The organism is Marinobacter sp. DUT-3 (assembly GCF_050379435.1).
Taxonomy (GTDB): Bacteria; Pseudomonadota; Gammaproteobacteria; order Pseudomonadales; family Oleiphilaceae; genus Marinobacter.
This window is the reverse complement of the sequence record NZ_JBNRMG010000021.1, coordinates 15513-29083: the sequence shown is the minus strand read 5'-3', so window position 1 is coordinate 29083 and position 13571 is coordinate 15513. Positions and strand designations below refer to the sequence as shown.

Annotated in this window: 10 protein-coding genes; 5 read left to right on the top strand and 5 right to left on the bottom strand. The window is 59.1% G+C overall.

Translation table 11 applies throughout. The annotated features are described in order from the left end of the window. Positions 1–130 precede the first annotated feature (130 nt). On the bottom strand, positions 131–1294 hold the full coding sequence (locus ACQUWM_RS18975; RefSeq protein WP_407001442.1) for a phospholipase A: 1164 nt from the start codon (positions 1292–1294) through the stop codon (positions 131–133). Positions 1295–1309: 15 nt separating this feature from the next. Beyond that, on the bottom strand, positions 1310–1642 hold the full coding sequence (locus tag ACQUWM_RS18970) for a hypothetical protein (RefSeq protein WP_407001441.1): 333 nt from the start codon (positions 1640–1642) through the stop codon (positions 1310–1312). Positions 1643–1839: 197 nt separating this feature from the next. Between ACQUWM_RS18970 and ACQUWM_RS18965 the strand changes: the two genes are divergently transcribed. Then, positions 1840–2253, top strand: coding sequence for a c-type cytochrome (locus tag ACQUWM_RS18965; RefSeq protein WP_407001440.1), 414 nt, complete (start codon positions 1840–1842; stop codon positions 2251–2253). A 53-nt stretch (positions 2254–2306) separates the two neighbouring features. Here the strand turns inward: ACQUWM_RS18965 and ACQUWM_RS18960 are convergent, their stop codons facing one another. From ACQUWM_RS18960 to rep, 3 genes are all read right to left on the bottom strand, one after another. Beyond that, positions 2307–2873: a hypothetical protein gene (locus ACQUWM_RS18960; RefSeq protein WP_428923130.1), complete on the bottom strand. Its 567-nt coding sequence runs from the start codon at positions 2871–2873 to the stop codon at positions 2307–2309. 8 nt (positions 2874–2881) lie between these two features. Beyond that, positions 2882–5179: a galactose oxidase-like domain-containing protein gene (locus ACQUWM_RS18955; RefSeq protein ID WP_428923129.1), complete on the bottom strand. Its 2298-nt coding sequence runs from the start codon at positions 5177–5179 to the stop codon at positions 2882–2884. 140 nt (positions 5180–5319) lie between these two features. Beyond that, positions 5320–7338, bottom strand: a complete 2019-nt coding sequence (gene rep, locus ACQUWM_RS18950; protein WP_407001437.1) for a DNA helicase Rep — start codon at positions 7336–7338, stop codon at positions 5320–5322. 99 nt (positions 7339–7437) lie between these two features. On the opposite strand from rep, the gene ACQUWM_RS18945 reads away from it, so the two are divergent. From ACQUWM_RS18945 to rmf, 4 genes are all read left to right on the top strand, one after another. Beyond that, the gene (locus tag ACQUWM_RS18945; protein WP_407001436.1) at positions 7438–9174 is read left to right on the top strand and encodes a putative bifunctional diguanylate cyclase/phosphodiesterase; all 1737 of its coding nucleotides are present in this window, start codon (positions 7438–7440) and stop codon (positions 9172–9174) included. A 47-nt stretch (positions 9175–9221) separates the two neighbouring features. Further along, positions 9222–11564: a Tex family protein gene (locus ACQUWM_RS18940; RefSeq protein ID WP_428923128.1), complete on the top strand. Its 2343-nt coding sequence runs from the start codon at positions 9222–9224 to the stop codon at positions 11562–11564. A 74-nt stretch (positions 11565–11638) separates the two neighbouring features. Beyond that, positions 11639–13192: a glutamate--cysteine ligase gene (gshA, locus tag ACQUWM_RS18935; RefSeq protein ID WP_428923127.1), complete on the top strand. Its 1554-nt coding sequence runs from the start codon at positions 11639–11641 to the stop codon at positions 13190–13192. A gap of 152 nt (positions 13193–13344) precedes the next feature. Next, positions 13345–13560 carry a ribosome modulation factor gene (gene rmf, locus ACQUWM_RS18930; protein ID WP_407001433.1) on the top strand — a complete coding sequence of 72 codons (216 nt, stop codon included), beginning with the start codon at positions 13345–13347 and terminating at the stop codon, positions 13558–13560. The last annotated feature ends 11 nt before the right edge of the window (positions 13561–13571 follow it).

Here is a 13571-nt window from a genome sequence, read left to right as displayed (position 1 = left end):
GGAGCCATGGATGGCGGAGCCCAAGCGTACAGGGATGTATTTACAGCGTGTTTCTGACAAAGATCTCCGCCTGACTGGCCTCGCACCGAAAGCTCAGAGCTGGTTGTTCTGATTGGTATTGTAAGGAGCCTCAGAGCCAGTCATTCAGCATAATGCCAATACCAATCCGCTGAATCCTCTCGTTGTAATCAATCAGACTCTCCCCATACCCGTTGTAGTACTGGAAGAACCCCCTGAGGGTGTCCCCCATCGGAAAGCTGTAACCAAACTCCACCGACGTCTTGTTATCCTCGGAGCGCAGATTGTTTCGCAGCTTCAGGGAAAGCGTGCGGTCCTCGGTCAGCTTGTAGACCGCCAGATAGTCCGCGTGACCAACAAAGCGTTCAATGTCGGGGTTGTCATCCTCACTCTCGTCTTCCGGTATTCGATACCAAGGCTGCACCAGAAAGAGCCAGCGATCGTAACTGTACCCGATAGAAGTCATGATTCGGTTCCAACTGCGGGAACGGGGCTCCGATTGCCCATTGGACTGATGGTTAATGCCCAGGGTGACACCGCTGAGGGTGCCCGGGCCGATATCGTAGTTCGCCTGGTAGCGCAGGAAGACTTCCGGCTCGTAGTTGGTTTCCCGGAAAGGTGCCGATTCATCGGTGTTGTACACCTGCCAGAAGGATTGCTGGGTGTAGCCAAACCACAGCGTGGTGCGATCATCCAGCATGCCTGTCAGCAACGGCACCTTGAAACTGATTTGGTACTTGGCTTCCTCATTGTTGACGGAATGGTCGTAGGGGCTTCCTCCCAGTCGTGGGCTGACGGGAACCTCATTCGGTGTGTCCACCCAGGTAAAGGGCAGGATATAGGTGGGGCGGTGACCCACAAAACTGCCAGAGAAGGAAAAGATCGCCTTTTCTGTGGCGGTGTAGCGCTTGACCAGCGCGGCCATGACACCGCTATCCTCATCCCCGGCGTCGGCGGTAGCGTCCTCGACAACCGCTTCATCCTCCGCGACCTCGCCTGGCTCGTCATATTCGAGAGTATCGGTAGCTTCTTGCGCTTGTCGTGTTTCTTCCGGTTCGGCCGTTTCCTGCGCTTTCCCGGGAGCGTTAATGCGATCGTAGCAGGCCAGGCGCTGAATGCCGTCGTCAATCAGTGCACAGTCTTCCAGGGTCAGATCATCCATGGTCGCGACTTCTTCACCAGACTGCCCATGGGCCAGGGCAGGGAGCAGGCAGGCTGTGGCCAGCAGGATGAGCGCAAAGCTAAATCGGGACGAAGCGCCGCGGGATGTATCCATATCCGCTATTCCTTATTAGACGTTCAGGCTGATCCAGGTATTAACGATGCCGTATAACCAGACACCCATAAGGGTGAGGGCGAGCAACGCGAAGACGATCTTGTGACGGGTCTTGTGGTCGGCTTGTGCCGCGGCAACCCAGCGCAGATACATCAGGCCGATAAAGCTGCAGAAAACCGCGAGGCTGGCGATGGCCGGAATTAACAGCCATCCGGGGCTCAGTGCGGCGCCATCATCGGCACGTCCCGAAAACCACGCCATGGAAACGAGCAACAGTGCCAGCGAGGCAAATTCCAGTATCAGCAAGGGTTTGCGAAGTGGGTGGGGTGATTGTTCGGCTTGTCGCATAATCCTGTGTTCCCCGATGAATGGGTGGTTACTATGGTACCCGGAATGAGCGTCAAAGGCTCAGATGCTTACGAAACGGCAACTAAAATGGTTGAAATCAGTCGATGATTTTGCTCTTTGGTTTTTTTGCCTTGCCGCAGTCGCTATAATGCGGCGACTGATTATTATAACGCTCAAATGCGAGGTGCATTGTGAAGATGAAGAGAGTCCTGGCTGCTGTATTGCTTGGCTTCGGCCTGACAGCGGGTGCCGTAATGGCAAGTGTTGAAGACGAAATCCGTGCACGCATTGCCCCGGTGGGTGAAGTTTGTGTACAGGGCGATGATTGCGGATCCGCGGCAGCGCCTGCAGCAGACGCCAGCTCGGGACCTCGCGCTGGTAACGAAGTTTACGATGCCGCCTGTGTGGCCTGTCATGGGACTGGCGCCGCTGGTGCACCTAAGAAGGGTGACGCCGCCGCCTGGAGTGGCCGCATCGACAAGGGACTGGAAACTCTGGTAGATCACGCCATTAACGGCTTTAACGCCATGCCCCCCAGAGGTGCCTGTAGCAACTGTTCCGATGAGGAAATTCAGGCTGCGGTAGAATATATGGTGTCCGAGAGCGAATAATTCACTGCCTCGGTAATGTAAAGAAAGCCCCGCTGATGCGGGGCTTTCTTCGTTCAGGGCTGGGTGTTACTGGCGTGGTTAGCCAGTGGTCGCCAGGACAGACGTCCGGTGATGGCGGTGCTGTCGCTTGCTTCGGGTTTGACAGGAATGTGCCAGTCAGTAGTCTGGTCCGGGCGGCCCTCGGTGTGCGCCGTAAGTCTGGGGTCTACCCAGCCAAAGCTGCCGGACCCTGACACCTGCACCCAGGAAGTTTCTGAACCCGGCTCGCTGCCCTTGCTCTGTGGCAGCGTCTGCCAGTGACGACTTTGCGTACTCGCTTCGACACGATCGCCGTGGAAACGCAGGAACGGCTGGTTGTCGCTGTCAAGAACGGTCAGGGTCTCCTCACCCCGATAGCTCAACATGATCGCCGGTTGTGGTGCGTCGAGGATCATCACCTGCATGGCGTCGACCCCGCCCTCATGGACGATGCTGGCCCGAAGGATCCCCTCCGGGGCGCCCTCGGCGCCCGGAGGTTGGTGAGCCATGCCCGGTACGGGCGCCAGAGTGGCAATGACCGCGCCAGTCGTCAGCATTGTTATGCTGGCGGATCGTGCGCGCTGAAGGACCTTGCGTCTCATACTTCCTCCTACAGCTGGCCAACCAGATTGTCGATCAGGCTATCGTCATCGCTGGTATCGTCCACCATCTGGGTGTCACCGCTGCACTCCAGGGCGCTGTTGGTCACCGTGACCGGGGCGGAAACCGACGGCACGCGACCTTCATCGGTGTTTTTACTGGCGAACAGCATGTATTTACCGGCGGGAACAACACTGCTGGTCTCCGGCATTTTCAGGCGCAGGTTACGACCGTTGCGGGACTGTACCGGCAGTTCAATGGTGCGCTGGTCGCCGTCAATCAGGTGGGTCATGACGGTACGGCGCATCAGCAGCACTTTGTCGATCGCTTCGGCCTGGTCCACCTGAATGGTGAACTCATCCCCTGGCTCGAGACTTTCCGGCGCACTGAGGATTTCCGGGCGGTCGTTACGCATGGCGTACGGCGGGGTATAGATCTCGAAGCTGGGATCGCGGCCATCGTTTGGAGATAGGCCAAAATCTTCCAGATTGATGTGGGACAGGTAGGCGGTGTTGATCGGCGCGTGACCGCCAACCAGAACCCGGCCATCCGGCAACAGCACAGCGGTATTGTGGTAGGTCCGTGGGCGTTTACCCATGGCCATTTCCGTCCAGGTACCGGTTTCCGGATCAAACTTCTCCGCGGTCATGATCGGGCCTTCCAGGCCCGGCGCCACCACGCCATCCCGTGTGCCGCCGCTGAACACCATGACCGTACCGTCGGGCATGACCACGTTAGTGCCATACCAGCGCGGTTGATTCAGCGATCCGGTCAGGCGAGACTCGTATTCGATGTCGTCGCCATTGGTGCGCACGGTGTCGATGCGGCTCTGGTCGGTTGGCAGGTAACCGCCCGGGTTGGTGAGCAGGGCATAGCTGGGTACGCCGCCTGCGGTCAACAGTTCGACATCCGTGTACTCGCCGTTTTCATTGGGCTTCAGCGGCAGCATGGTGGAAGAGGTGGAGCCTCGCATGCCGCCAGCAATAGCGGTTTTCAACGTTTCTTCATCCACGTTCAGCTCGCTGGCGGCTGTCAGCAGGTCCGAGGCCGAACCCAGGACGTCGCCCAGCAGTGAAGAGCCTTGCTCCTGCGATAGGTTGGTGATGTTCAGAGTGCTGCTGAGTTCGCCCAGACCGATTTCGTCCAATCGCAGGGGCAGGCCGGCGTAGCCGATATCGGTCCAGCTCTGTTCCTCCGGATTAAAAGTGGCCACGATGTTCCACAGGGCCTGGTCGTAACCCTGGCCAAACGGGTTGAAGGCCTGGCCGCCGGCGTTGTAGAGCACGTGCCCGTTGGGGAGCAGGTGCAGGCGAGGATACAGCGGCAGGGAGCGGTCAGCCGTGGACGGGTTCTGGGTCCAGGTCCCGCTGCACGGATCGTAGGTTTCGGTCTGAACCACGTTGCGGCCGGAATTCAGCGGGTCTTCCGGATAGACGGGTTTCAGCAGTTTGGTGACGCCACTGGCGACAAAAACTTTGCTGTCCGGCAGGGTGACCAGGGAGGGATACCAGCGGCCGTAATTCATGTCGCCGCTTTGCGTCCAGGTGTTGGTTTCGGCGTCAAAGATGCGGGAGTTCTTGATACCCTCAAGCTCCGCGGCACCCAGGGGCAGACCGTCAACGCCCGGCTCGGAGTAGTAATCCGTGCCACCGACGGCCATAACACTGCCATCGGCCAGGCCAATGACGTCCGAACAGAACAAGGCGCCATCGTTCTTGTCGGTGTTGTCGGCGGTATCAATCACGCCATCAAGCGGCGTGCCGTTGAGCAGGGTTTCACTGTCATTGCCGTCGGGGTTGGCTCCCGCACGCAGTGGGTTGGGCTTGAACCATTGGGGCTGCTCGTTGTCATCAAATGACAGTAACCGGCTTTGATCGTTGATGGACACCTCGCCGAATTCGGCGACGATGGAAAGCTCCACGTTCTCGGTGCCTTCCAGGGCGTTCAGGTAAAGAATGCGGCCATCCTCCAGCAGTGCCATGGTACCGGCCGCGGGCTTGCATTCCTGCAGGCCCTCGGCGTTGGTCACGCATTTCTCGTCAGTTTCCACGGCGTTGCCATCCACGATAATAGTGGGCTCGGCAAAGGGGTCGCTGAAGGCGCCGGTGGGGGAGTAGTCATCTTTGAAGGTCGGCAGGGGCTCGCTTTCCGCCCTGGCCTGATCCCCGGCAACGGCTGACTCCTGCTGGCTTTGGCTCGGCTCGGATGATGCGTTGTCATCGCCGGACGAACCGCCACAAGCGGACAGGGCCAGTGTGCCTAGGGCCAGAGCGATATGACGGTGCAGAAGGTTCTTGTTCCAGTTCATCCTGTGCTCCTCGATCTTGTTTTTGTCGGTAAGGAGGGCGGGGCGGTTACAGCCCAACCCATATACCCTACGTTCGGGGAGCAGAAATGGTTTCAGTTGTTCGGCAGTTTTTTGAAATATTGTCTGACAGAAATCGATAACTAGGTACCGAGATCCCCCAGCAGCGCGCTCAGGGTGGCTTTGCCTTTTTTCTGGTTGGCTTCGACATCCAGGTCGCCCAGACCTTCCCATTTCAGGTCTTCTTCCGGCAGTTCGTCTAGAAACCGGCTGGGAATGGTTTCGATCTTTTCGCCGTACTGCTTGCGCTGGGCAGCGTAGGTGAGAGTCAGCGTCTCCCTGGCACGGGTGATGCCCACGTACATAAGCCGCCGCTCTTCCTCAATATTACCTTCTTCGATGCTGGCGCGGTGGGGCAGGATTTCCTCTTCCAGCCCCATGATGAAGACGTGGGGGAATTCCAGGCCCTTGGACGCGTGCAGGGTGAGGAGCTGGACTTTATCGCTGTCATCCTCTTCTTCCCGCTGTTCCATCATATCGCGGAGGATCAGCTTGCTGATGGCATCCTCGATGCCCAGTTCGTCGGCGGTGCCTTTGCCGTCATCGAGCATGCGCTGGATCGACTCCACCAGGTACCATATGTTCTGCATGCGGCGCTCCGCCTGTTTGGGCGTGCCGGAGTGCTGGTGGAGCCATTCCTCGTATTCAATGTCGGTAAACAGCTGTTTGATCACCGGTATCGGATCTTCCCTGTGTACCCGCTCGCAGATGTAGTCGACCCAGTGGGCAAAACGCCGCAGACGGTCCAGGCCTTTCTCGGTCACGTGGGTTTCCGCTCCCATATCGCCCAGGGCCTTGAACAGGCTGACGTTGCGGGCGCGGGCGTAGTGGCTGAGCTGTTCCAGGGTGCGCGGTCCGATTTCCCGGCGCGGCACGTTGACCACCCGCAGGAACGCGGCGTCGTCATCGGGGTTGATCAGCAGCCGCAGGTACGACATGGCGTCCTTGATTTCGTTTTTCGAGAAGAACGACTGGCCGCCGGAGATGCGATAGGGGATCTGGTAAGCCTGCAGCTTCATCTCCAGTAGCCGCGCCTGGTGGTTGCCGCGATAAAGCACCGAAAAATCCTTGAAGGCCAGGCCTTTTTTCAGCTTCTGGTCGAGAATTTCAGTGGCCACGCGGTCGGCTTCGGCGTCCTCGCTACGACAACGGACGATGCGGATTTCTTCGCCAATGGTGTGGTCACTCCACAGGGCCTTTTCAAACGCGTGGGGGTTATTGGCGATCACCGTGTTGGCGCTGCGCAGAATCCGCCCGGTGGAACGGTAGTTCTGCTCCAGCTTGACGATTTTCAGGCTGGGGAAGTCTTCCTTGAGCTGCGCCAGGTTCTCCGGGCGCGCGCCACGCCAGGCGTAGATGGACTGGTCGTCGTCGCCGACCACGGTAAACGCCGCCCGTTCCGCCACCAGCAGTTTGACCAGTTCGTACTGGCACACGTTGGTGTCCTGGTACTCGTCTACCAGCATGTAACGGATCTTGCGGCGCCATTTGGCCAACACGTCCGGGTGGCTACGGAACAGTTGCACCGGCAGCAGGATCAGGTCGTCGAAATCCACCGCGTTGTAGGCCTTGAGGTATTCGTTGTACCTTTTGTAGATGAGGGCAATACGTTGCTCGCGTTCATCCGCCGCCTTGCTCCAGGCTTCCTCCGGCCCGCGCATGGCGTTTTTCCAGGAGGAAATGGTCATCTGGATGTCGGAGAGTTCATCGCCGGCGTCGGCGCTGTCCTCCCGCATCATCAGATCCTGTAACAATGCTTTGGCATCCTCGGCGTCAAAGATGGAAAAGCCGGGGTGGTAGCCCAGGTGCGGGTGCTCCTCCCGGATCATGTTCAGGCCGAGATTGTGGAACGTGGACACGATCAACCCGCGGGTCTGTTTTCGGTCTACAATGCGGCCCACGCGCTCTTTCATCTCGCGCGCCGCCTTGTTGGTGAAGGTAACAGCGGCAATGTGGCGCCCCGGAATGCCCAGCTGTTCAATCAGATAGGCGATTTTGCGGGTAATAACGCTGGTTTTGCCACTGCCGGCACCGGCCAGAACCAGCAGGGGGCCGTCGGCGTAGCGCACTGCTTCATTCTGTCTGGGGTTGAGTTTATTCATCCGCGCATTCTACACCAGCGAGAGATTCTGTACCTTGACGATCTATCGGCTATCCTTGGAAGATCGAATGTTGTTCATCATGGAGATCAGGCACCTTTAATGACACTGCCAATGGAAACAATGAGTTCCAGCCAGGTGCGCTTGCTGGTACTGACGCCGGAATACGCTGACTTCCTGTGGCTGGAGGCAACGCTTTCCGGTGATCGGGAACTGGTGCCGGACATGGTCTGGTGCCCGGACCTGATTGACTGTGATGACCTGATCCGTAACACCCACTTCGATGTCATTCTCTGGGACTGTGTGTTCCACGGCGACTCCGAGGCGTCGTTTCTGCAATACCTCAATGTCGCCAGTAATGATAAACCTGTCCTGGCGCTCAGTGCCGAGCCCAGTGCCGAGCGTGCGTCCGAACTCATCGCCAATGGTGCAGCAGATTACCTTTGTCGCCAGGCCCTGGATGCCTGGAGTCTGGCCCGGGCGGTCAAATGTCTCTGGTATCGCGAACAGCTGGCAGCCTCCGCCCATGGTCACCTGGGTCGGGAGGTGGCCAGTGGATTCATCAACCGCGACTTGTTCTTTGACCGACTCCAGCAGGCGTTGTTGAGGGCGGAGCGGGGCGGCCACCGCCTGGCCCTGTTGCATCTCAACCTGGACGATTTTCGCAGTTTCAACGAATCCTTTGGCTACCAGAAGAGTGACCAGCTGGTGCTGAAGCTGGCGGATCGCCTGCGTCACAGTCTCCGCCGTGTGGACTCGCTGATGCGCATTGGCGGCGATGAGCTGGCCGTCATCGTGGAAAAGGTGGAAGACTCTCTCGATATTACCCAGATCATCCGCAAGGTGGTGAATGCGCTGAATGACCCGATCACGGTGGATGGCCAGAGCATGGTCATCAGCGCCAGTCTGGGGGTGGCGACCTATCCGGAAGCGGGGGACAGCCCTGAGAACCTGATGCGCCGGGCCAACCGCGCGATGTTTGAAGCCAAGCGTGATCCGGGCACCAGTTACCGGTTCTATGATCAGCAGTTGCATGTCCGTGCCGGTTACCAGCTGCGCCTGGAGGCGGATTTGCGCAATGCGTTGCGAGGCAAGGAGCTGGAGTTGTATTACCAGCCGCGTATCGACCTGGCCACCGAGGAGGTTCGTGGCGTGGAATGTCTCCTGCGCTGGAACCATCCGGAGCGGGGGCTGGTGGCTCCGGACGAATTCATTCCGGTGGCGGAGCGCAGCGGTCTGATCGTACCCATCGGTTACTGGGTCATCGAACAGGCCTGCAAGCGCCTGCAGGAGTCGGCGGAGCTTGGCTTCCCGGGGCTGGTGTTCGCGGTTAACCTGTCGTTCCGTCAGTTCCACGACCGCAAGATGACGGAGACCATCTTCCGTATTATCTTCAACGCCAATGTGGATACCAGCCTGCTGGAGCTGGAGCTGACCGAGAGCGCCATGATGCACGATCCGGAATACGCCCAGCGCTGCCTGCGGGAGCTCAATCAGCTGGGGATCAGTTTTGCCCTCGACGATTTCGGCACCGGATTTTCTTCCCTCAGCAATCTTCAGCACCTGCCGATTTCGCTGGTCAAGATCGACAAGTCCTTCGTGCAGGAACTGGGGCACTCCGCCGATGCGGAACACATCATTCGCGCCATCATCAGCCTTGCCCACAGCCTGCAGATCAGTGTGGTGGCCGAGGGGGTGGAAACCGAGGGGCAGCTGGAATTCCTGCGCCAGCAGCATTGCGATGAAATTCAGGGCTATTACTACGCCACCCCTATGCCCTGGCAGGAACTTGTGCATTTCCTGAACAACCGGGGCGAGGCCGCTTGCCTGCAGCAGTAAGCCGCTGTACCTTTGCGCTTTGATCCAGAAAGCATCACAGAGGTTGCATGAACAGTATCTCCAGGCGCATCGCCGACGAGCTCGGCGTACGCGAGCAACAGGTTAATGCCACCGTCGCCCTGTTGGATGAGGGTGCCACCGTTCCATTTATTGCCCGTTACCGCAAAGAGGTTACCGGCTCGCTGGATGACAGCCAGTTGCGTAACCTGGAGGAGCGCCTGCGTTACCTGCGGGAGCTGGAAGATCGCCGGTCCACCATCCTCAACAGCATTGAGGAGCAGGGCAAACTGACCGACGAGCTGCGGGCCAGCATCAACGAGGCGGACACCAAGAACCGCCTGGAAGATCTGTACCTGCCCTACAAGCCCAAGCGCCGTACCAAGGCCCAGATTGCCAGAGAAGCCGGCCTTGAACCCCTGGCGGATGCCCTCTACGACGATCCGACCCTGGATCCGGAAACCACCGCGGCCAGCTACGTCAACACCGAAGCCGGTGTGGCGGATACCAAGGCCGCCCTGGATGGCGCACGCTATATCCTGATGGAGCGTTTCGCCGAGGATGCCGAATTGCTTGGCAACCTGCGGGACTTCATCTGGCAGGAAGGCCAGCTCAAGGTCACCGTGATTGAGGGCAAGGAAAACGAGGGCGCCAAGTTCCGCGACTACTTTGATCACGTCGAGCCCCTGAAGAAGGTGCCGTCGCATCGCGCACTGGCGATCCTGCGTGGCCGCAACGAGGGCATTCTGGGCTACTCCATTGTGGTGGGAGATGCCGAAGATAACCGCCGCCAGCCTCACCCGGCGGAACAGCGCATTGCCGCGCGCTGGAATATCCGTGATAACGGTCGTCCCGCCGACAAGTGGTTGTCGGACGTGGTGCGCTGGACCTGGCGGGTGAAACTCTCCACCCAGATTGAAACCGACCTGATGGCCCAGGTACGGGAAGCCGCCGAGACCGAGGCCATCAACGTGTTCGCCAACAACCTCAAGGATCTGTTGTTGCTGGCGCCGGCAGGGCCGCGTCCGACGCTGGGCCTGGATCCCGGGCTGCGTACCGGCGTCAAGGTCGCGGTTATTGATGGCACCGGGCAAGTTGTCGGCCACGGTGGCATTTTCCCTCATGCGCCTCGCAATCAGTGGGCTCAGTCTATTGAGCAACTGGCGGCCTGGTGTCGTGAGTACAAAATTGAGTTGATTGCTATCGGCAACGGCACTGCCTCCCGGGAAACCGAGAAGCTGGTGGCCGACCTGTGCAAGAAATATCCGGAACTGAAGCTGGCCCGAATCGTGGTAAGCGAGTCGGGCGCCTCCATTTACTCCGCCTCGGAATTTGCCTCAAGGGAACTGCCGGATCTGGACGTGACCATTCGTGGTGCTGTGTCGATTGCGCGTCGCCTTCAGGACCCGTTGGCGGAAATGGTCAAGATCGAGCCCAAATCCATCGGCGTGGGGCAATACCAGCACGACGTTTCTCAGGTACAGTTAGCCCGCAGTCTGGATGCGGTGGTGGAAGATTGTGTAAACGGCGTGGGGGTGGATCTGAATACAGCGTCCGTGCCGCTGCTGGCGCGGGTGTCTGGCTTGAACCAGAGCATCGCCCAGAACATCGTCGATTTCCGCAACCAGAATGGGGTGTTCAAAAACCGCAAGCAATTGCTGAAAGTCTCTCGCCTTGGCGATCGCACCTTTGAGCAGGCTGCGGGCTTTTTGAGAATTGCCAGCGGTGAAAACCCGCTTGACCGGTCCTCGGTGCACCCGGAAGCCTACGGAGTGGTGGAAGCCATTGCGGCGAAAAACAACCGGAAGGTGGAGAATATCATCGGTGATGCAACGTTCCTGCGGTCACTGAATCCCCAGGACTATGTCACCGAGCAGTTTGGTCTGCCGACGATTAAGGATATTATTTCCGAACTGGAGAAGCCTGGCCGTGATCCCCGCCCGGAATTCCGTTTTGCCAGCTTCGAGGAAGGGGTGGAAACCCTGAACGACCTCAAGCCGGGCATGGTGCTGGAAGGTTCGGTCACTAACGTTACCAACTTTGGTGCGTTCGTGGATATCGGGGTGCACCAGGATGGCCTGGTACACATCTCCGCGCTGTCCAACACCTTTGTGAAGGACCCGCGTGAGGTGGTGAAAGCCGGGGACATCGTCAAGGTCAAAGTGATGGATGTGGACATTCCCCGCAAGCGGATCGCTCTGTCCATGCGGATGGACGACCAGCCGGGCGAAAAAACAGACAGCAAACCGGGTGCCTCGGCGAGTCGAGGTCGTGGTGAGAACCGGTCTGGTGGTCGTAACAGCCGCCCCCAGGGTGGGCAGCAGCCCCAGCAGGGCGCCATGGCCGGCGCACTGGCCCAGGCGCTGGCCTCGGCACGGAAAGGCGACCGTTAACCGGCGGCGCCGACACCCATTCCACAGGCGGGTAAGGCTCACAAGGCCGTTACCCGCTATAGCAGGAGTCATTCATGGCTGAATCCCGCCATCATATCTTTCACCAGTTCTCAGCCAATGACTGGGGCGGTTTTCTGAAGGGGGTGGAGAAGGAAGGCCTGCGGGTTGACCGTAACGGCTTTATTGCCCAGACCCCCCACCCCAGGGCCCTGGGGTCCGCGCTGACCCATCCACGAATTACCACCGACTATTCAGAAGCCCTGCTGGAGCTGATTACGCCGGTGTGCGACAGCACGGGCGGATTGCTGTCCTCGTTGCGGGATGTGCACCGGTTTGTGCAGCAGAACCTGGGTGATGAAGTGTTCTGGGCGGCGAGCATGCCCAGCGAGCTGGACGGTGATGCCAGTATTCCTATCGCGGAATATGGAACGTCGAATATCGGCCGTCTCAAGCACGTGTACCGCCAGGGCCTGGCGGTACGGTATGGGCGGATGATGCAAAGCATTGCCGGCGCCCACTATAACCTGTCGTTGCCGGACGATTTCTGGTCACTGTGGCAGCAGGCCCTGGGGAACCAGCAGAGCCTGAAGGATTTCAAGTCAGACCAGTATTTCTGGCTGATCCGGAACTTCCGTCGCCGCAGCTGGCTGCTGATGCTGTTGTTCGGAGCGTCGCCTGCTCTGGACGCCAGCTTTGTCGCCGGTGTGAAACACGATCTGGCCCGTTTCAATGACAACACCTGGCACGGTCCGGATGCCACATCATTGCGGATGGGAGACCTGGGCTATCACAATAATGCCCAGTCCTCCCTGAATATCTGTTTTAACGAACTGAGCACCTACACCCGGACCCTGGATCGTGCGATCCACACGCCCTGGCCGGATTACGAAGCGATTGGTACGCGCCGGGGTGGCGAATTTATCCAGATCAACACCAGCGTGCTGCAGATCGAGAACGAGTATTACAGTGCGGTGCGCCCGAAACGTACCACCGAGCGGGAAGAGAAGCCGATACAGGCATTGGAAGCCCGGGGTGTGGAGTACATTGAGGTGCGCTGTCTCGACCTGGATCCGTTCTCTCCGGTGGGCGTGACCGAAAGCCAGATCGATTTCCTGGATCTGTTCCTGCTGGATTGCCTGCTGGCGGATAGCCCCCGCATTGGCGACGCCGAATGTGAACGGCTTGATGACAATTACAAGGACGTGGTGGCCCATGGTCGCAATGTTGAGCTGGCGCTGTGCCGTGAGGGTCGTAGAGCCCCGGCGAGCGAAGCGGCTGCCAGTATACTGTCGGAACTGGAGCCCCTGGCGGAACGGCTCGATAGCTGGACGGGTGGCGAAGCCTACCGCCGTGCGCTCGAAGCTCAGAGCGAAAAGCTGACGTCACCGGGCCTGGTGCCATCCGCCAGGGTGACGGAAGCCATGTCACAATCCGGCCTTGGCCACCGGGAGTGGGTTCAGGAAATGTCGCGCCAGCATCAGCAGACTCTGCGCGAGGAGCCATTCTCCGAGACCACGCTCGCGGACTTTGAACGCATGAGCGCGGAGTCCCTGGAAGCGCAGGAGAGAATGGAAGCCGCCGATACCCAGCCCTTTGACGAGTTCCTGGCGCAGTACCTGCGTTCCTGATCGGTGCTGATACCGGCCCGGTTCACACCGGGTCCGGACCTGTCGCACAAAATGTGAACAAATATTTGTCAGGCTCCGGCACCTGCTGTTAGCTTTTGTAACAGGTGTATCACTGTTTGTTACCTCGGCAATCAGGATCAGGGAGAATGGGCATGGCCAGGGATTTCAAGCTTGGGTGGGATGTTGAGTCGCTGAACAAGGCTTATCGCCAGGGGTATATGGCGGCCTCCATGGGCATGGCGCGAAGCCGCTGCCCATACCAGGGGGATGTGGTTATAGCAGCCTGGGAGGCTGGCTGGGAGGATGCGTGGCAGCTTGCCAGCGAGCAGGCGTCGATCAGTGATGACCTGTTCTCCAGGATTGCCTGAGCCGCCTCACC